This window comes from Nocardioides cavernae, from assembly GCF_013410035.1.
In the GTDB taxonomy this organism is placed as follows: domain Bacteria; phylum Actinomycetota; class Actinomycetes; order Propionibacteriales; family Nocardioidaceae; genus Nocardioides; species Nocardioides cavernae_A.
The window spans coordinates 199343-219171 of the sequence record NZ_JACCBW010000005.1 but is presented as its reverse complement, the minus strand read 5'-3'; the positions used below and the strand labels follow the sequence as shown (position 1 = coordinate 219171).

Genomic DNA, 19829 nt, shown 5'->3' with positions numbered 1-19829 from the left:
GTATGCCCGTCCATCGGTCGCGGACCCACAACGCCGTCGCGGTGAGGCCTCTCACCACCACGGGCTGCGGGTCCCGCGACGTCCGCTGTCAGTCGGCGACGAAGGTGCCCTGGCCGGCGACGCCCGGCTCCCCCACGGCCCGCGCCCCGCCGCCCGCGAGCGACACCGTGACCGCCCCGTCCGTCGACTGGACCCGGACGGGCGGCGACGCCTTGAGCTCCTTGGTCTCGCCGACCGCCAGGCCGCCCTTGAAGAGGATCTCGCCGGACGCATCGCGGACGACGACCTTCGCCCCGCCGTTCGCGGCGCTGACCACCACGGGCACGGCGTCGGCGAGCGGCGCGTTGCCCGCACCCTGGGGACCGCCGGAGCCGTTGAGCACGGGCGTCTGGTTGCGCAGCTCGGGAGGCGCGTCCATCACCAGGCGCGCGATCGACCATGCCAGCACGAGCGCCATGACCACGGCGACGAGGACGGACCAGTTGGGACCGCCGCGCGTGCCGCGGATCGAGCCGTTGGCGCCGGTCGCGAGCTCGGCCTCGAACACGCGGCGCGGGTTGATCGGTGCGTGGGCGTAGCGCTCGTCGTACGACGCGAGCAGCGGCGCGACGTCGATGCCGAGCACCCGCGCGAGGGTGCGCAGGTGGCCGCGGGCGTAGAAGTCGCCACCGCACGGCTCGAAGTCGTCGACCTCGACGGCCTCGATCACGTGCGGCCGGATCCGGGTGCGCTCGGCGAGCTGGTCGACGCTGAGCCCGAGTCGGGTGCGGGCGGCGGCGAGCTCGGGGCCGATGACCGGGTCCTCGGCGGGCTCGACCTCGAAGTCGTCGAGCACCAACGGCTCGACGGGCTCCCCCGGTCGGGCGATCGCGCGGACGCGGTCACCCCACGACTGGGTCTCCTCGACCAGGCTGACCCGGCCGGGACGGCTGAGCTCACGGCCCTGCGGCTCGTCGTCGTCGGCGTCGGCCGCGACGAAGTCGCGGCGGACCTCCGATCGCCGCGCGGCACCGGTCTCGCGCAGCGCAGCCGGGGTGGGGCTCGCGACCACCGGGGTCACGACCTCGTCCTCGGCCACCGCCTCCCGCGCGGACGAGCCCTCGACGGCGTCCTCGACGGGCGCGTCCTCGACGACGGTGTCCTCGACGACGGTGTCCTCGACGACGGTGTCCTCGACGGGCACCGCCGGCTCGAGCACCACGATCTGGCTGGCGTCGCGGGCCACCCGCGCCAACGCCTCGGACAGGTCCCCGTCGGCACCCACGACGCGCGTCGAGAGGCCGAGCGGCACGGCCAGCGGGGCGCCGTGGAGCAGCCGGGACAACGAGGTGTGCCGCTTGCCGGCCCCGGTGAGCTCGGCCTCGATCAGCTCGAGGTTGTGCGGGACGACGACCAGGCGACCGTCGCGCAGCAGGCCGCGGCGGGGAGTGTGCTCGACGTGGTGGACGGCCGTCCACGGCAGCCCGCGCCAGGTGCGGCCGAGCCGGATCCGCAGCCCCTGCGCGTCGGCGACGAGCAGCGGCGTGCGCGCGTCGACGAGGCCGTACAGCCAGTACGCACCGAGCAGGCCCATCGCGACCACGAAGGCCCAGTCGAGGGCCGAGCCGGTCTGGGCCGCCCGGCCGAGGTAGGCGATCGCGACCGCGGAGGCGGTCAGGCCCACGCCGGCGGCGACGCCGGCGTGGCGGCGCACCTCCACGTGGTCGGGGACGGCCGCGGGGGCAGTCCCCGCGGTCTCCTCGTCCCACGTGCCGGCGACGTCGTTCTCGTCAAGGACCGTGCTCATCAGGCTCCCCCCTCCAACGTTGCGATCACTGAGTCGAGCTCGTCCGGCTTGACCAGGACGTCACGCGCCTTGGACCCCTCGCTCGGGCCGACGACACCACGGCTCTCCATGATGTCCATCAGTCGACCGGCCTTGGCGAAGCCGACGCGCAGCTTGCGCTGCAGCATCGACGTCGAGCCGAACTGCGTGGAGACGACGAGCTCGATGGCCTGCACCACGAGCTCCATGTCGTCGCCGATGTCGTCGTCGAGGTCCTTCTTGGACTGCTGCGGGACCGTCACGTCCTCGACGTAGGTCGGCTCGAGCTGGTCCTTGCAGTGCTTGACGACCTGGTGGATCTCGGCCTCGGTGACCCACGACCCCTGGACGCGGACCGGCTTCGAGGCGCCCATCGGCAGGAACAGGCCGTCACCCTGGCCGACGAGCTTCTCCGCACCGGGCTGGTCGAGGATGACGCGGCTGTCGCCGAGCGAGCTCGTGGCGAAGGCCAGTCGCGAGGGCACGTTGGCCTTGATGAGGCCGGTGACCACGTCCACCGAGGGCCGCTGCGTGGCGAGCACCAGGTGGATGCCGGCGGCACGCGCGAGCTGGGTGATGCGCACGACCGAGTCCTCGACGTCGCGCGGCGCGACCATCATCAGGTCGGCGAGCTCGTCGACGATGACCAGCAGGTAGGGGTACGGCGTCAGCGTGCGCTCGCTGCCGGGCGGCACCTCGACCTTCCCGGCCCGCACGGCCTTGTTGAAGTCGTCGATGTGACGGAAGCCGAAGTTCGCCAGGTCGTCGTAGCGCATGTCCATCTCGCGCACGACCCACGCCAGCGCCTCGGCGGCCTTCTTGGGGTTCGTGATGATCGGCGTGATCAGGTGCGGGACGCCCTCGTAGGCGTTGAGCTCCACCCGCTTGGGGTCGACCATGATCATCCGCACCTCGTCGGGCGTGGCCCGCATGAGGATCGAGGTGATCAGCGAGTTGATGAAGCTCGACTTGCCGGATCCGGTGGCGCCGGCGACGAGCAGGTGCGGCATCTTGGCCATGTTGGCCACGACGAAGCCGCCCTCCACGTCCTTGCCGAGTCCGGCCACCATCGGGTGGTGGTCCGAGCGCGCGGTGGTGGACCGCAGGACGTCGCCGAGGGAGACGATCTCCTTGTCGAGGTTGGGGATCTCGATGCCGATCGCGGACTTGCCGGGGATCGGGCTGAGGATGCGGACGTCGGCGGAGGCGACGGCGTAGGCGATGTTCTTCGACAGCGCCGTGACCTTCTCGACCTTGACGGCCGGACCGAGCTCGACCTCGTAGCGGGTCACCGTCGGGCCGCGGGTGTAGCCGGTGACGGTGGCGTCGATGCCGAACTCCTCCATCACCTGCATCAGTCGCTCCACCACGGCGTCGCTCGCCTTGGAGCGCGCCTTGTGCGGCGAGCCGGGCTTGAGCGCGGAGTTCTCCGGCAGCGAGTAGGTGATGTCCCCCGACAGGGCGAGCTGCTCGACGCGCGCCGGCAGCGGGGTGTGCGGCGGCGGCTCGAGGGTGCCGGTGTCGTCCTTGCCGGCACCGACGACCGCCGGGGTGACCTCGGTCGGCGCGTCGGCGGTCGCGTCGGCGGTCGCGTCGGCGGTGGGGTCGGCGAACAGGTCGATCCCGTAGTCCTCGACCGGCTCGACGTCCTTCTTCCTGCGACGCTTGCGCAGCTCGCGGTCGGCCAGGACGGGGCTGTCGTAGGCCGGGTCGCCCATCTCCGGGTCGACGTCGTTGTCGAGCATCGAGCGGCGGCGGGTGCGCACCGGCTTCGTGGTCTCGTCGGCCTCGGCCTCGTCCGTGACGGGCGTACGGCCCAGCGCGGTGTCGCGCAATGCGGCCAGCCGCGCCGGGACCTGGTAGACGGGCGTGGCGGTGATGATGAGGACGCCGAAGCTCGCCAGCAGCGCCAGCAGCGGCACCACGACGTACGGCGTCTGCATGAGGTCGAGCAGCAGGCTCGAGGTCACGTAGCCGACGGCGCCACCGGCGCCCTGGAGGTTCGTGGCGTCGCCGAGGACGGGCTGCGGGTTGCCGTTGGCGATGTGCACGATGCCGAGCAGGCCGAGGGCGAAGGCCGCCCAGCCGATCACCTGGCGGCCCGCGGGGCCGTTGCGCTCGGGGTCGCGCAGGGTGCGCCAGCCGGCGTACACGAGGAAGAGCGGGACGAACCAGCCGACCTTGCCGACGGCACCGGCGGTCACCGACCGCGCGAAGTCCATCACCCCGCCGGGGAGCTGCCACCACACGGCGGCGGCGACGACCATGGCAAGGCCGAAGAGGAACAGCCCCACCCCGTCGCGGCGGTGCTCGGGGTCGAGGTCACGGGCGGACTGCCCGATCGACCGGGCGACCGCGCCGAGGGAGTGGGCGATGCCCAGCCACACGGCGGCGACACCCCGTCCGAGCGCGCCGAACGTGCGCGCGACAGGGCCCTGGCCGTTGCGCACCGCGCGGGGCGCCGGGCGTCCCTTGGACGCGCTGGACCGGCTCCGGCCCTTCGCTGCGGTGGAGCGCGGGGCGGGGCGCTTGCTGGTACTCCGTGATCGGGTGCTCGAACCCTTGGTGGTGCGCTTGGTTCCAGACGTGCTCGAGCTCCGCGACCCCGGCGGGGAAGACGTACGGGTCGCCATGGTCCGACCCTACGGCCACGTCCCACCAGTCACAGGGACCACACACGTGCGTGTCGCCGCCGCACCCGCCTTGACGAGGTGTTGAGGAAGGACGTCGGGCCGCCTCCCTTCCCAAAAGTCGGACGTCCTACTTATGGTGAGCCGGATCACTCGGGCGACTTGGGTTCCGGGTGCGTCTCGGAATCGGAGGATAGAGAGTGAAGCTCCTCAACAGGGGCCTTGCGCTCGCGGTCGTGGGGGCCGGGCTCGCCGCCCTGCCCACGATCGGGGTGCAGGCAGCACCGGCCGCACAGGCCGACACCAACGGCGTCGCCGCCATGGCCGACCGGGCCGACGGCACCGTCGCCGTGACGCGCGAGGAGGCGACCAGGAAGGTCGGCTTCATCCGCGTCAAGGGCGAGGGCGACCTCCTGCCGGGCGTCGAGGGCGACTCCCTCGCGGCGGCCAGGGACAAGGTCGACGCCTACCTCGACCGCTACGCCACCAACTTCGGCGCGCGGCCGGGCGAGCTCGTCCGCTCCGGCGTGACGAAGTCCGCGGCCGGCTGGACGGTCACCTACACGCAGTCCTACCGGGGCGTCGACGTCTTCGGCTCGATGCTGCGCGCGCAGGTCGACGAGCAGGGCGACCTGACCGCCGTCAACGGCTACGCCGCTCCCGACCTGTCGCTGTCCGTCGACCCGCGCATCGGTGCCGGCGACGCGGGCAAGCGCGCCGTCGGCCTGGTCCGCGAGGACCCGCCGGCCCACGACGGTGAGACCGCCGACCTGACCGGCATCGCGCCGCAGGGCACCGAGCTGGTCGTCTACCGCATGGGCGCGACCCGCGGTGAGGCCGGCGACGCCGTCCTGGCCTGGAAGACCGAGGTCACCAACGAGAAGAACGTGCGCGACGTCGTCTTCATCGACGCGCAGACCGGCAAGGCGCTCAACCGGTGGTCGCTCGTCCACGACGCGCTGAGCCGCGAGCTCTACGAGGCCACCGGCACCGCCCAGGCCCCGGTCCTGACCCGCGTGTGGAAGGAGGGCGACGCGTTCCCCGGCGGCCTCAACGCCGACCAGCAGAACCTCGTCAACTCCGCCGGCGAGTCCTACTGGATGTTCGAGAACACCTTCGGCCGCGACTCCTACGACGGCAACGGCGCGATCATGCGCACGGTCAACAACGACCCGCGCATCAGCTGCCCCAACGCCAACTGGAACGGCGTCACCACCAACTACTGCAACGGCGTCACCTCTGACGACGTCGTCTCGCACGAGTGGGGCCACGCCTACACCGAGTACACCTCGGGCCTGATCTACCAGTACCAGTCCGGCGCGCTCAACGAGTCCTACTCCGACGTCTGGGGCGAGACGCTCGACCTGATCAACGGCCGCGAGGACGAGGACGAGGAGTACACGACGAAGCGCGAGGTCGGCGACTGCGACGTCACCGCTCCCCCGGGCCTCGACATGGCGATCACCGCTCCGGCCAACCTCGCCGGCCCGTGCGTCGCGGTCGCCGCGACCGGCGCCAAGCCGTTCACCACGACCGCGACCACCGCACAGGTCGTCCGGGCCACCGACGCCGCCAACGCCGACGGCCCCTCCACCACCGACGGCTGCTCGGCGTTCTCCAACGCCGCCGCCGTCGCCACCAGGTGGGCCTACGTCGACCGCGGCACCTGCCCGTTCGCGACGAAGGTCGCCAACGCCAAGGCCGCCGGCGCCACCGGCATCGTCATCGGCAACAACAACGTCGACCCGCCGGCCGGCTTCACCGGCGACCCCGCGCTCTACGGCGTGATGGTCTCGCAGGCCGACGGCGCGAAGTTCAAGAGCACCGCCGACCCCGTCACGGTGTCCGTCACCGCCGAGGACGTCAGCACCCGTCCGGACACCACGCGCTGGCTGATGGGCGAGAAGTCGACCGCCTTCGGCGGCGCGATCCGCGACATGTGGAACCCCACCTGCTACGGGGACCCCGGCAAGGTGACCGACGCCGAGTACAAGTGCGACCCGACCGGCGCCGACGCCGGCGGCGTGCACAGCAACTCGGGCGTGCCGAACCACGCCTACGCCCTCGTCGTGGACGGTGGCGAGTTCAACGGCCAGACGGTCACCGGGCTCGGCCTCGACAAGGCCGCCGCCATCTGGTGGCGCGCACAGACGGCGTACCTCACCCCGCAGTCCAACTTCATCGACGCGGCCAACGCCTTCGAGCAGTCCTGCGTCGACCTGGTGGGCGCGCCGATCAACAAGCTGACGACCGAGCCCAACGCCACGCCGGAGTCGGCCACGCCGATCGCCGCCGGTGACTGCGCCTCGGTCCAGGCCGCCACGGCTGCGACCGAGATGCGCACCGAGCCCGTGAAGTGTGACTTCAAGGCGCTCCTCGCCAAGGACGCCCCCGCCACCTGTGGCGACGGCTTCACCGAGGACGTCCTGTGGAGCGAGGACTTCGAGGACGGCCTGACCGGCTGGGCAGCGAGCAAGGAGGTCGTCTTCGCCGGCGGCATCAACGAGCCGTGGCAGTCCGTCGCGTCGGCTCCTGCGGGCACCGGTGCGGCCCACCCGAGCAAGGTGGCCTTCGGACCGGCTCCGGACGAGGGTCAGTGCGTCAACGGCGCCGGTGACTTCTCGAGCCGCGACTCCATCACGGGTCCGGTCGTGCAGCTGCCCGCCAGCCTGCGCTCGGCCAAGCTCACCTTCGAGCACTACGTCGCCACCGAGATCGGCTACGACGGCGGCAACGTGAAGATGAGCATCAACGGTGGTCCGTTCACGGCCGTCCCGGCGGCGGCGTTCCTCTACAACGCGCCGACCACCCTCACCGGTCCGGCCACCAACACCAACCCGCTCGCCGGCCAGCCCGGCTTCACGGGCACCGACGGTGGCCAGACCAAGGGCAGCTGGGGCCAGTCGCAGGTCGACCTCGCCGCAGCTGGCGCCAAGCCCAACGACACGGTCCAGGTCCGCTTCGACATCGGTCGGGACGGCTGTGGCGGCAACGAGGGCTGGTACGTCGACAACGTGAAGATCGTCGACTGCAAGCTCGTCACCCGGACGACGGCGGTGCACCAGCCCGAGCCGTCCACCTTCGGCACGGCGTCGACCGCCGAGGTCACCGTCGCCCGCGACGGCTCGGTCGGCGGCGCGCCCGAGGGCACGGTCACCGTGACCGACGCCGCCGGCAAGACCCTCGGCTCGGCCACCCTCGCCGGTGGCAAGGCCTCGGTCGCCCTGCCGGCGGACCTGCCGGTCGGTGCCAACAAGCTCACCGCGACCTTCTCGGGCGACGGCACGCTGGCGAAGTCGTCGGCGACGTTCACCGCGACGGTCAAGGCGGCACCGCTGCCGGGCAAGGCCGAGTCGACCACCACCGCGAAGGTGAAGCCCGAGAAGCCCCGCCACAAGCAGGACTTCCGGGTGGTCGTGAAGGTCGAGGCCGACGGCACCACCCCGACCGGCAAGGTCGAGGTCAGGATCGACGGCACCAAGGTCGGCACCGCCCGGCTGGACGACGGCCGCCTGGTCCTGAAGGTGAAGAAGAACCTCAAGGTCGGCAGCCACAAGCTCGTCGCGAAGTACCTCGGGTCCGACACCGTCGGCACGAGCAGGGACAAGCTGACGTTCAAGGTCGTGCGTCGCTGACCTGACGCACGGCAGCAGGAGCACCACCCACGAGGGCCCCGGCGGAGCGATCCGTCGGGGCTCTCTGGCTGCTCAGGCGAGACCGGCCAGCCAGGGCAGCACGACCAGCAGGGTCGGCACCGCGAGGATCGTGGCCGCCAGCGCGACGACGGCCGCCGCCTGCACCCGGTGCGGCCGGGTGTCGCGCAGCACCTCGACGCGCGCCGCCAGTGCCGATCCGGCCGAGCCGAGCGAGCCGGCCGGCGCGGGAGACCCGGCGAGGGCGAGCAGGGCGCCCAGGAGTGCGCGTCGGTCGCCGGAGCGGCAGGCGGCGCGGTCGGCGAGGACCTCGACCAGCACCTCGACCTCCCGCCGCGCCGCCTCGCTCGCGACCCACCGCGGGAACGCCAGGTGGAGCGCGGCGAACGCCTCCAGCACGAGGTCGTGCCGGGCGCGCAGGTGCGAGCGCTCGTGCTCGAGCACGGCCTCAAGCTCTGCGGGCGCCAGGCTCCGCACCGTCGACCGGGAGACGACGATGCGCGACCCGGTCATGCCCGGGACGCAGTACGCCACGGGCAGGTCGTGCTCCAGCACGGACACTCCCCCCGAGACCCGCGCCACCAGGTCGACGCGCTCGCGGTGACGGCGCCGCAGCCGGCGCAGCGCCGTGCCGGTGCGGTGCCCGCTGAGCAGGAGCCGCGCCAGCACGACGGCGGTGACCGCGCCCGCCAGTGCCGCGACGACGACGTCGGCCGGCGCCACCGGCGGCGCCCACAGCCGATCGGTCGCGAGCGACAGCCCCGCACCCAACGCGGCCAGCACGGCGGCCAGCGCGGTGCTCTGCCAGAGCAGCATCGCCGCGGCGGGCGTACGCCTCAGGTCGGTCCACCGCGACAGCAGCCACGGCAGCGGCCCGGCGAGGAGGACCGCCAGTGCCCCGAGGACGACGGGGGTGAGCACGGGACGGGCCCGTCAGGCGAGCTCGTCGAGGGCCCGTCGCAGGGCCGCCAGGTCCTCGGCGCTCGCCTCCCCGACGAAGGAGACCAGGGCCTGGTCGCGGTCCGCGCCCGTGCCCTGGAGGGCCTCGTGCATCAGCTCGGCCGTCATGGCCGCCCGCGTCCGGCGCGGGACGTAGCGGAAGGCACGGCCGTCGCGCTCGCGGTCGAGGACCCCCTTGCGGGCCAGGCGGTCCAGCACGGTCATGACGGTGGTGTAGGCGAGGTCGCGACCGTCGAGCCTCTCGTGCACCTCGCGACCCGACGCTGCGCGGTCGAGGCTCCACAGCGCCTCGAGCACGGCCTGCTCGAGCTCTCCCATCCGGGACCTTGGACTCATGGAACCGGAGTCTAGGGGCCCTGTCCCCGGAATTACGACACGGCGTAGTATCTACTACGATATGTAGTAACAACGCGCGCCGCCGGCGCCGACCCGACAAGGGGTGCCCATGGAAGTCCTCGACATCGCTCGCTGGCAGTTCGGGATCATCACCGTCTACCACTTCCTCTTCGTGCCCCTCACCATCGGCCTCACGGCCGTCATCGCCGGGCTCGAGACGGCATGGCTGCGCACCGGCAACCAGGACTACCTGCGGCTGACGAAGTTCTTCGCCAAGCTCTTCCTGATCAACTTCGCCATCGGCGTGGTCACCGGCATCGTGCAGGAGTTCCAGTTCGGGATGAACTGGTCGGACTACTCCCGCTTCGTCGGCGACGTGTTCGGTGCCCCGCTGGCCATCGAGGGACTGCTCGCCTTCTTCCTCGAGTCGACCTTCCTCGGCCTCTGGATCTTCGGCTGGGACAAGCTCCCCCGCGGCCTCCACGCCGCGTGCATGTGGCTCGTCCACCTCGGGACGCTGGCGTCCTCGTGGTTCATCCTCGCGGCCAACTCGTGGATGCAGCACCCGGTCGGCCACCGCTTCAACCCCGAGTCGGGCCGCGCCGAGCTGACCGACTTCTGGGCCGTGATGTTCAACAAGGTCCAGGTGGTGACGTTCCCGCACGTCATCTTCGCGGCGTACATGACCGCCGGCACCTTCCTGCTCGGCGTCTCCGCCTACCTCTACATGAAGCGCACGCACGCGGACGACCGCCCGATGTACCACCGTGCGATCCGCATCGGCGCGGTCATCACGCTGCTCGCGGGCATCGGCGTCGCGGTGACCGGCGACCTGCAGGGCAAGGTCATGACCGAGGTGCAGCCGATGAAGATGGCGGCCGCGGAGGGCCTCTACGAGACCAGCGAGGGCTGCGCGCCGTTCTCCGTGCTCACGATCGGCACCCCCGACGGGCAGCACGAGAAGTTCGCCCTCACCGTGCCGTGCCTGCTGTCCTTCCTCGGCACCGGGTCGTTCGACGGGACCGTGGAGGGGATCAACCCGCTGCGCGAGCAGTACGTCGAGGAGTACGGCCAGGACCCCACGTCGACGACGTGGACCGAGAGCGGCGACTACACCCCCGTCATCCCCGTCACCTACTGGTCCTTCCGCTTCATGATGGGCCTGGGCATGTTCGCCGCGGCCGGCGCCGCGCTGATCCTCTGGCTGACCCGCGGGGGGCGTACGCCAGGCGTCCGCTGGCTCGGCGTCCTCGGCCTCAGCCTCCCGATCGCCACGACGCTGGCCTCGTCGTGGGGCTGGATCTTCACCGAGATGGGCCGCCAGCCGTGGGTCGTGTTCGGCCTGATGACCACCGAGTCGGCCGTCTCCCCCGGTGTCTCGGTGTTCGAGGCGGCGACCTCGCTCGTCGTCCTGACCTCGCTCTACGCCGTGCTCGCCGTGGTCGAGGTCAAGCTCCTCGTCACGTACGTCAACAAGGGCGCGGCCCCCTTCGTCGAGCCGCCCGACGTCGGCGTCGGCGGCGCCGACGAGGACCAGCCGCTGACCTTCGCCTACTGACGCCGACCACCGACGCCCGACCTGACAGAGAGATCACCATGGAACTCACCACCGTCTGGTTCGCCCTCATCGCCGTGCTCTGGGTGGGCTACTTCTGCCTCGAGGGGTTCGACTTCGGCGTCGGCATGCTGCTGCCGGTGCTGGCCCGCGACGACACCGAGCGTCGCGTCATGATCAACACCATCGGGCCCGTGTGGGACGGCAACGAGGTCTGGGTGCTGGTCGCGGGCGGCGCCACCTTCGCCGCCTTCCCGGAGTGGTACGCCACCCTCTTCAGCGGGTTCTACCTGCCGCTGCTGATGATCCTGGTCGCGCTGATCGTGCGCGGGCTGTCCTTCGAGTACCGCCACAAGCGGGAGGAGGCGAGCTGGAAGGCACGCTGGGACGCCGCCATCATCTGGGGCTCGTTCGTCCCGGCGCTGCTGTGGGGCGTGGCGTTCGCCAACATCGTCGCCGGGGTCCCCATCGACGCCGACAAGGAGTTCACCGGTTCGCTGCTGACCCTGCTCAACCCGTTCGGCCTGCTCGGCGGCCTGGTCACCCTGACCCTCTTCGCCACGCACGGCGCTCTGTTCGTGGCGCTCAAGACCGACGGCGACATCCGGCACCGCGCGCGCGACCTCGCCGTCCGGATCGGGTCGGTCGCCGCGGTCCTCGCGGTCCTCTTCCTGGTGTGGACCCAGGTGCGGACCGGCACGCCGACCACCGCGGTGGTCTTCGCGGCTGCCTCGCTCGCGCTCGTCGGCGGGCTCGTCGCTGCGCGGGCCGGGCGCGAGGGGTGGGCGTTCTCCGGCACGTTCGTCACGATCGCGCTGGCCGTCGCCGGCCTCTTCCTGGCGCTCTTCCCCGACGTGATGCCGTCGACGACCGACCCGGCCTACTCCCTCACCACCACCAACGCGGCGGCGACGGCGTACACGCTGAAGGTGATGACCTGGGTGGCGGTGGTCTTCACCCCGATCGTCCTCGGCTACCAGGCGTGGACCTACTGGGTGTTCCGCAAGCGCATCTCGGTGCACCACATCCCCACGCCGGTGCTCGCGGACGCGACGCGATGAAGCCCCTCGACCCCGCCGTGCTGCCGCACCTGCGGCCCGCAAGGGGGGCGTTGTCCGTCGTGGTCGCCGCCGGGGTGGTGGCCGGTCTCGCCACCGTCGCGCAGGCCTTCGCGCTCGGGGCGCTCGTGGTCGCCGCGGTCAGCCCTCCCGCGGGCGGCTGGCAGGCGGCGGCGGGGGCCTTCGCCGGCTTCGTGCTCCTGCGCACGGGCGCGGCGTACGTCGGCCAGCGGGCCGCCGCGCGCGCCGCCGGCGACGTGTCCGGGGCGCTGCGCGAGCGACTGCTCGAGGCGGCCCGGCGCACCGACGTGGCCCCCGCCCGGCTGGCCGTGCTGGCCACGCGCGGCGTCGCCGGCGTCGAGCCGTACGTCGCCCGCTACCTGCCCGCCCTCGTGCCGGCCGCCGTGCTGCCGGTCGTCACCCTGGCCGCCATCGCCTGGTTCGACCCGCTGTCCGGCCTCGTGGTCGCGCTCACGCTGCCGCTCGTCCCCGTCTTCGCGGTGCTGGTCGGGCTCACCACGCGCGACCGGGCACGCACCCAGTGGCGCGCCCTCGAGGCGCTGTCGGGGCACTTCCTCGACGTGGTGCGGGGGCTGCCGACGCTGGTCGCCCACCGCCGGGCCGAGGCGCAGGTCGCCACCATCCGCTCCGTGACGCACCGCTACCGGCGCGCCACGGTGGACACCCTCAAGGTGGCGTTCGCGTCGTCGTCGGTGCTCGAGCTCGTCGCCACGCTGTCGGTCGCGCTCGTCGCCGTCACGGTCGGGCTCCGGCTCGCCTCGGGCTCGGTGGGCTTCGAGGTCGCCCTCACGGTGCTGCTCCTCGCGCCCGAGGCGTACTGGCCGCTGCGTCGCGTCGGCGCGGAGTTCCACGCCGCCGCCGAGGGCACCGCGGCCCTGGCCGACGCCGACCGGCTGCTGGCGGACGCGTCCGGCGGCACGCGCGGCACGGCGCTCCCCACCTCGACCCGGCTGCGCCTCGCGGGGGCCCGGATCGGCCACGACGCGCCGCTCACCGCGCCCCTCGACCTCGAGCTGCCCGAGCGCGGGCTCGTCGCGGTCGCCGGGCCCTCCGGCTGCGGCAAGTCGACCCTGCTCGCGACCCTGCGGGGCGAGCACGCCCCGCTCGCCGGTGCCGTGCTCGCCGGCGGGACGCCGCTGTCGGAGCTGGACCCCGCGTGGTGGCGACGGATGGTCGCCTGGGCGCCGCAACGCCCGTGGCTGCTGGCCGACAGCATCGGCGCCAACGTCCGGCTCGGGCGGCCGTCCGCGAGCGACGACGACGTGTGGGACGCGCTGCGTCGCGTGAACCTGGACGAGGTCGTGCGCGCCCTGCCCGACGGGCTGGCCACGCAGCTCGGCGAGGACGGCGCGGGACTGTCGGCCGGCCAGCGGGCCCGCGTCGCGCTCGCCCGCGTGGTCCTCGCCGACCGGCCCGTGGTCCTGCTCGACGAGCCGAGCGCCCACCTCGACGAGGAGACCGAGGAGGTCCTGCTCGACACGCTCGCGGCCCTGGCCCGGCGCAGCCTGGTGGTCGTCGTCGCACACCGCGAGGCGGTGCTGGCGGCGGCGGACCGGGTCGTACGGCTGGTCCCGGTCGCCCCGGACCCCACGCCGGACCCCGCCTCGGCCGCTGCCGCCCCCCTCGCCGGCCCCGGGGTGGCGGCAGATCGCGCCGACGACGCCGTCGATCCCGCGATGCGCCGCCTCCCCCGCCCGCCCCGGGCCGTGGCGGCCGCCGAGCCGGACGACGCCGAGGCGCGGGCCCGGTGGGGCCTGCGCACCGCGACCGTGCTCGGCGCCCTGTCGACCGCCTCGGGTGTCGCGCTGACCGCGACCGCCGGCTGGCTGATCACCCGGGCGAGCGAGCAGCCGCCCGTGCTCCACCTGATGGTCGCCATCGTGGGCGTGCGCCTGTTCGGCCTCGCCCGCCCGGTGCTGCGGCACGTCGAGCGGGTGCTGAGCCACGACGTGGTCCTCCGCGAGCTGGCCGAGCGACGCGCCCGGGTCTACGCCGACCTGGTCCCCCTCGTGCCCGGTCGGCTCGGTCCGCGCCGCGGCGACCTGCTCACGAGCGTCGTCGACGACGTCGACGCGCTCCTCGACGACCGCCTGCGCGTGCGCCAGCCGCTCGTCACCGCCGCACTCGTCGGCGGCGCCGCGGCCCTGCTCACCGGCCTCGTCGCCCCGCTGGCCGGTGCCGTCGTGCTCGCCGTGGTGGCCACCGGCGGACTGGCGTTCGTCCTCGCCCGGCGCGGCAGCCGGGGCGCCGAGCCCCTGCTGGTGGCGCACCGTGCAGCGCTCGGCAGCCGGGTCGAGGAGGTCGCCCACGGGATCCGCGAGCTGGAGCAGTGGGGCGCCACCGACCGCGCCCTGGCAGCCGTGCGCACCGAGTCCGACGCGCTCGCGGGTGCCGTACGCCGCTCCTCACGCGCCGTCGCCGTCGGCACGGCGCTGACCAGCGCCGCCGCGGGGCTGGGCGTCGTCGCCGTCGCCGCCCTCGTCGACCCGGCCACGCTCTCCCCCGCCGTCCTGGCACTGCTGCTGCTCGTGCCGCTGGCGCTCGCCGACGTGACCGGTGGACTGGCCGACGCGGGCGCGCTGGCCGTACGGGCCCGCGCCGCTCGCGACCGGCTCGACCGGCTCGCCACGACGACCCCCGCGGTCGCCGACCCGGTGCGGCCGGAGCCGGCTCCCCAGACCTGGGACGTCGCGCTGCGCGGGGCCGCGATCGGCTGGTCGGAGCGACCCGCGGTCCGGCTGGAGCACCTCGTGGTGAGGCCCGGCGAGCACCTCGGCATCACCGGCCCCTCGGGCTCCGGCAAGTCCACGCTCGCCGCGACGCTGGTGCGCTTCATCGACCCGCTGTCCGGTGACGCCCACCTGGGCGGCGCCGACCTGCGTCGCCTGGCGCTGGACGACGTACGCCGTCGCATCGGCCTGGTCGACGACGACCCCCACGTCTTCGCCTCCACCGTCGCGGAGAACGTCCGCCTCGCCCGTCCGGGGGCGAGCGACGACGAGGTCGCCGCCGCCCTCGGGCGGGCCCACCTGGGGTCCTGGGTGGCGGGTCTGCCGGACGGGATGCACACCCACGTCGGGGCGGGGCGACGCGAGGTCTCCGGCGGTGAGCGTGCCCGGCTGGGCCTGGCGCGCGCCCTGCTCGCCGACCCGCCGGTCCTCGTGCTCGACGAGCCCACGGCGCACCTGGACGGTCCCACCGCGCGCGCCGTCGCACGGGAGATGCTCGACTCGGCGGGCCGCGCGGGACGGTCGATCGTCTGGATCACCCACGGGAGCGTCGGGCTGGACGCGATGGACCGGGTCGTGCGACTGGACGTGGCCGACACGCCCGGTCCGGTCCGGACGGGGTCAGCCGGCCTGGTCGCGGGGTGAGCGCAGCGGGACCGTGAAGCGGAACGTGCTCCCCCGTCCGAGCTCGGACGTCACCCGGAGCGAGCCGCCGTGCGACTCGGCGATGCGCTGCGCGATGGGCAGGCCGAGCCCGGTGCCCGGGATCGACAGGGCGTTGGGGTTGTTGGAGCGGTGGAAGGCCGAGAAGACGTGCTGCTGGTCGTTGGCGGAGATGCCGAGCCCGGTGTCGGTGACGTCGACCCACACCTCCTCGTCGGTGACGGTCATGTGCACGGACACGGCGCCGTCCTCGGGGGTGTACTTCACCGCGTTGTCGACCATGTTGTCGATGACCCGCGCCAGCTCCTCGGGGTCGCCGAAGACCACGACGGGATAGGGGGTGGGGCGGTCGAAGTGCAGATGCACGCCGGCCTGCTTGGCCCGGATGCTCAGCAGGTCGACGCTGGCCTCGCACAGCTCGGCGAGGTCGACGGCGCGGCGCACCGTCTCGCGCCGGCCCTGGATCCGGGAGTAGTGGAGCAGGTTGGCGACGAGGTTGCTGAGCCGTTGCGCGTTGCGGATGATCGCGTCGATCGACGTGAGGTCGGGGTGGCGGTCGGCGATCAGCTCGGCGTGGCCGAGGATCGCGGTCAGGGGCGTCTTGAGCTCGTGGGAGATCGTCGCGATCAGCTCGCTGCGGTAGCGCGCCAGCTCGCGGAGCTCCTGCACGAGTCGCTGCTCGGTCTCGAGCACGCGCGCGGCGCGGACGGTCTGGCCCAGCAGCCGGCCGACCTCCAGGATCGCGTCGGCCTCGGCAGGCGTGACGGGTCGGGCGTTGCGCGCGAAGAGGAGCACGAGGTAGCCCACCAGGTCGTCCTGCGAGACCAGGGGGCTGACGACGGCGCGCTCGGCGCGCATGCTGCGCATCAGCGCCTGGAGGCGCGGCGCCGTCCGCGGCATCCGCGGGGACACCGCGTCGTCGACACCGAGCTCGATGAGCACCGGACGGTCGTCGAGCGTCGTCAGCTCCGCGCGGAGGTCGGGCAGGTCGTGCTCGGGGGCGTACGCCCGGGGCGTGCCCACGCCGAGCTGGTGGCCCTGCGCGTCGGCCGGGAACGTGCAGACCCAGGCCTGCACGTTGCCGAGCGACTCCGCGACCGCCGTCACCGCGCTGCCGAGCGCCTGCGCGAGGTCGTGCTGGGTCGCGGAGCCGGCGACGGTGCGCAGCATCCGGTCGAGGTGGACGCGGTCGGTGAGCCGCTCGCGCTCGCGGGCGTTCGACAGCGCGACGCCGGCCTGGACGGCGAACATCTCCAGCAGCTCGCGGTCCGCCTCGTCGGGCACCCTCCCGTCGGCGGGCAGGTCGACCGCCATGTTGCCGAGCAGCTCGCCCGACGCGGAGTAGAGCGGCGCGTAGAGCGCGTGCTCGGGATGCCAGGCGTCCGGGTCGGCCTCGGCCTCGAACTCGGGGATCCAGGCGGCGCGCAGGCGCTCCGCGGACATCCGCCCCGCGGGGACGAAGCGGAGGATGCCCCACTTGTCCGCCTCGCGGAACTCGTCGAGGATCTGGTCGGCCGGGGTGCGGCGGTTGAGGATCTGGGCGACGACCTCGGGCGGTCCCGCGACGTTGGTCATGACCAGCGAGTCGCCCTCGAGCCGCGCGATCGCGGCGACGCCGTAGCCCAGGACGTCGACCACGCCGTGCGCGATCTCCTCGAGGATCACCTCGGTGTCGGTCGAGGAGTTCACGCGGCGCATCAGCTCCGCCAGGCGGCTGAGCGCACCCTGGTTGCGCGGCATGACCACCTCTCCGCCGGACCCCGTCGGGCCGGCCCTGCGACCCCGACCTGATCGTAGGGGCGTCAGGCCTCGATCACCACAGGGATGATCATCGGGCGACGGCGGTGGGCGCGGTTGACCCAGCGGCCCACGACGCGCCGCACGTTCTGCTGCAGCTGGTAGCTGTCGGTGGTGCCGTCGGCGACCGCCGCGTTGATCGCGTCGATGACCGGCTGGCGGATCTCGTCGAACGTCGACTCGTCCTCCGCGAAGCCGCGGGCGTGGATCTCCGGGCCGGAGACGACCTTGCCGGTGACAGAGTCGACGACCACGATCACCGAGAGGAAGCCCTCCTCGCCGAGGATCCTGCGGTCCTTCATGGAGGCCTCGGACACGTCGCCGATGGTGGTGCCGTCGACGAAGACGTAGCCGACGTCGACCTTGCCGACGACCTTCGCCACGCCGTCGACGAGGTCGACGACCACGCCGTCCTCGGCGAGCACGACGTTCTGCACGCCGGTGGCCCGTGCCAGGTCGGCGTTGGCCCGCATGTGGCGGACCTCGCCGTGCACCGGCATCACGTTGCGGGGCTTGACGATGTTGTAGCAGTAGAGCAGCTCGCCGGCGCTGGCGTGCCCCGAGACGTGGACGAGGGCGTTCCCCTTGTGCACGACGTTGGCACCGAGCCGCGCCAGTCCGTTGATCACGCGGTAGACGGCGTTCTCGTTGCCGGGGATCAACGAGCTGGCGAGGATGACGGTGTCACCCTCCTCGAGGTGCACGAACGAGTGGCTGCGCTGGGCGATCCGGCTCAGCGCCGACAGCGGCTCGCCCTGCGACCCGGTGGAGATCAGCACCTGCTTCTCCGGCGGGAGGTCGGCGAGCTCCTTGGCGTCGACCATCACGCCGGGCGGCACGGACAGGTAGCCGAGCTCCTGCGCGATCGCCATGTTGCGCACCATCGAGCGCCCGACGTAGCCGACCTTGCGACCGTGCGCGACAGCGGCGTCGAGCACCTGCTGGACGCGGTGCACGTGGGAGGCGAAGCACGCCACGATGATCCGCTGCTCGCTGCGGGCGAAGGCGCGCTCGAGGACCGGCGAGATCTCCTTCTCCGAGGTCGTGAACCCGGGGACCTCCGCGTTGGTGGAGTCGGTGAGGAAGAGGTCGACGCCCTCGTCGCCGAGCCGGGCGAACTCGTTGAGGTCGGTGATCCGGCCGTCGAGCGGCAGCTGGTCCATCTTGAAGTCGCCGGTGTGCAGCACGACGCCCGCGCCCGTGCGGATGACGACGGCCAGCGCGTCGGGGATCGAGTGGTTGACCGCGACGAACTCGAGCACGAACGGGCCGAAGGTGATCGTCTGGCCCTCGGCGACCTCGTAGTGCACCGTCTCCTTGAGCCGGTGCTCGCGCAGCTTGGACCCGAGCAGGGCGAGCGTCAGCTTCGAGCCGACGAGCGGGATGTCGCCGCGCTCGCGCAGGAGGTACGGCGTCGCGCCGATGTGGTCCTCGTGGCCGTGGGTCAGGACGAGCGCCTCGACGGCGTCGAGCCGGTCCCGGATGGGCTCGAAGTCCGGCAGGATCAGGTCGACGCCCGGGTGGTGGTCCTCGGGGAACAGCACGCCGCAGTCGACCAGCAGCAGCCGGCCGTCGTACTCGAAGGCGGTCATGTTGCGACCGACCTCGCCCAGCCCACCGAGCGGGATGACCCGGAGGCCTCCGGCCGGGAGGGGGGCGGGTGCGCTCAGGTCGGGGTGGGGGTGGCTCAAGGGAATCCTCTTCGGTTCGTGGGTCAGATCAGGCCGGCGGCTGCCAGGCCGGTGCGCAGCGCCGCGACCTCGTCGTCGTCGAGTGCGACGAGGGGCCCGCGGACACGGCGGTTGTCCAGCACGCCGAGCAGCTCGAGGGCTGCCTTGGCGGTGGTGGCTCCGTAGTTGGGGACGCCCATGACGGCGTCGAAGGCCGGCACCAGCGCGGCGTGGATCCGCAGCGCCTCGGCGTGGTCCCCGCGGACCCAGGCGTCGAGCATCGCCGCGAGCTGGTTGCCGGCGGCGTGGGCGCAGACCGAGACGAGCCCGACGCCCCCGTAGGCGAGGTAGCCCAAGGTCGCGACGTCGTCGCCGGAGTAGACGGAGTAGCCCAGCTCGACGAGCTGCGTGGTGCGCGGCAGGAGGCCGGTGGCGTCCTTGACCGACGTGACGTGGTCGTAGCCGCGCAGGGCCTCGTAGGTCTCGAGCTCGATGAGCGTCGCGGTGCGCCCCGGCACGTCGTAGAGCATCACCGGCAGGTCGGTCGCCTCGACGACCGAGGTGAAGTGGTGGCGCAGTCCGGCCTGGCCGGGCTTGTTGTAGTAGGGGCTGACCAGCAGGACCCCGTCGACCCCGACCTTCTCGGCCTGGCGGGCGAGCTCGACGGAGTGGGCGGTCGCGTTGGTGCCGACCCCGGCGATGACGGTGGCCCGGTCGCCCACGGCGTCCTGGACCGCGCGCAGGATCTCGCCGTCCTCGGCGACGGAGGTCGTGGGGCTCTCGCCGGTCGTGCCGCTGACGACGACCCCGTCGTTGCCGTTGTCGACCAGGTGCGCCGCGATGCGCGCGGTGCCGTCGAGGTCGACGCTGCCGTCCTCGTGGAACGCGGTGGCCATCGCCGTGAGGAGGCGGCCGAACGGGACGGAGTCACTCATGACCTCAGGTTATCGCCC

At 72.9% G+C, this 19829-nt stretch carries 11 protein-coding genes; 4 read left to right on the top strand and 7 right to left on the bottom strand.

The window, feature by feature from the left end:
• Positions 1-88: 88 nt before the first annotated feature.
• Positions 89-1786, bottom strand: a complete 1698-nt coding sequence (locus F4692_RS19140; protein WP_179621328.1) for a helix-turn-helix domain-containing protein — start codon at positions 1784-1786, stop codon at positions 89-91.
• Positions 1786-4437: an FtsK/SpoIIIE family DNA translocase gene (locus tag F4692_RS19135; protein ID WP_179621327.1), complete on the bottom strand. Its 2652-nt coding sequence runs from the start codon at positions 4435-4437 to the stop codon at positions 1786-1788. Before F4692_RS19135 ends, F4692_RS19140 begins: the two co-directional genes overlap by 1 nt.
• Positions 4438-4634: 197 nt before the next feature.
• Between F4692_RS19135 and F4692_RS21405 the strand changes: the two genes are divergently transcribed.
• Positions 4635-8069 carry a M4 family metallopeptidase gene (locus F4692_RS21405; protein ID WP_179621326.1) on the top strand — a complete coding sequence of 1145 codons (3435 nt, stop codon included), beginning with the start codon at positions 4635-4637 and terminating at the stop codon, positions 8067-8069.
• Positions 8070-8141: 72 nt separating this feature from the next.
• On the opposite strand, the gene F4692_RS19125 is transcribed toward F4692_RS21405, so the two are convergent.
• Entirely contained in the window at positions 8142-9008 is an 867-nt protein-coding gene (locus F4692_RS19125; RefSeq protein ID WP_218858782.1) for a M56 family metallopeptidase, read from the bottom strand.
• Between the two features lie 12 nt (positions 9009-9020).
• The gene (locus tag F4692_RS19120) at positions 9021-9383 is read right to left on the bottom strand and encodes a BlaI/MecI/CopY family transcriptional regulator (protein WP_179621325.1); all 363 of its coding nucleotides are present in this window, start codon (positions 9381-9383) and stop codon (positions 9021-9023) included.
• 109 nt (positions 9384-9492) lie between these two features.
• On the opposite strand from F4692_RS19120, the gene F4692_RS19115 reads away from it, so the two are divergent.
• Genes F4692_RS19115 through cydD form a run of 3 tightly spaced genes read left to right on the top strand, consistent with a single transcriptional unit; the run spans position 9493 to position 15391 of the window.
• The gene (locus F4692_RS19115; RefSeq protein ID WP_179621324.1) at positions 9493-10941 is read left to right on the top strand and encodes a cytochrome ubiquinol oxidase subunit I; all 1449 of its coding nucleotides are present in this window, start codon (positions 9493-9495) and stop codon (positions 10939-10941) included.
• A gap of 38 nt (positions 10942-10979) precedes the next feature.
• Complete coding sequence (cydB, locus tag F4692_RS19110) at positions 10980-11999, top strand: cytochrome d ubiquinol oxidase subunit II (RefSeq protein ID WP_179621323.1); 1020 nt, start codon at positions 10980-10982, stop codon at positions 11997-11999.
• Positions 11996-15391, top strand: coding sequence for a thiol reductant ABC exporter subunit CydD (gene cydD, locus F4692_RS19105; RefSeq protein ID WP_179621322.1), 3396 nt, complete (start codon positions 11996-11998; stop codon positions 15389-15391). Before cydB ends, cydD begins: the two co-directional genes overlap by 4 nt.
• Here the strand turns inward: cydD and F4692_RS19100 are convergent.
• From F4692_RS19100 to dapA, 3 genes are all read right to left on the bottom strand, one after another.
• Positions 15368-17149, bottom strand: coding sequence for an ATP-binding protein (locus tag F4692_RS19100; protein WP_179621321.1), 1782 nt, complete (start codon positions 17147-17149; stop codon positions 15368-15370). The two genes, cydD and F4692_RS19100, sit on opposite strands and share 24 nt — an antisense overlap.
• Before the next feature lie 62 nt (positions 17150-17211).
• On the bottom strand, positions 17212-18897 hold the full coding sequence (locus tag F4692_RS19095) for a ribonuclease J (protein ID WP_179621320.1): 1686 nt from the start codon (positions 18895-18897) through the stop codon (positions 17212-17214).
• Positions 18898-18920: 23 nt separating this feature from the next.
• A complete protein-coding gene (gene dapA, locus F4692_RS19090) occupies positions 18921-19811 on the bottom strand; it encodes a 4-hydroxy-tetrahydrodipicolinate synthase (protein ID WP_179621319.1) in 891 nt (296 codons plus the stop codon).
• Positions 19812-19829 lie beyond the last annotated feature (18 nt).

Coding starts and splice junctions, on each gene's coding strand:
- dapA (WP_179621319.1), bottom strand. CDS start 19,811: ATGAGTGACTCCGTCCCGTTCGGCCGCCTCCTCACGGCGATGGCCACC.
- F4692_RS19120 (WP_179621325.1), bottom strand. CDS start 9,383: ATGAGTCCAAGGTCCCGGATGGGAGAGCTCGAGCAGGCCGTGCTCGAG.
- F4692_RS19140 (WP_179621328.1), bottom strand. CDS start 1,786: ATGAGCACGGTCCTTGACGAGAACGACGTCGCCGGCACGTGGGACGAG.
- F4692_RS19100 (WP_179621321.1), bottom strand. CDS start 17,149: ATGCCGCGCAACCAGGGTGCGCTCAGCCGCCTGGCGGAGCTGATGCGC.
- cydD (WP_179621322.1), top strand. CDS start 11,996: ATGAAGCCCCTCGACCCCGCCGTGCTGCCGCACCTGCGGCCCGCAAGG.
- F4692_RS19115 (WP_179621324.1), top strand. CDS start 9,493: ATGGAAGTCCTCGACATCGCTCGCTGGCAGTTCGGGATCATCACCGTC.
- cydB (WP_179621323.1), top strand. CDS start 10,980: ATGGAACTCACCACCGTCTGGTTCGCCCTCATCGCCGTGCTCTGGGTG.
- F4692_RS19135 (WP_179621327.1), bottom strand. CDS start 4,437: ATGGCGACCCGTACGTCTTCCCCGCCGGGGTCGCGGAGCTCGAGCACG.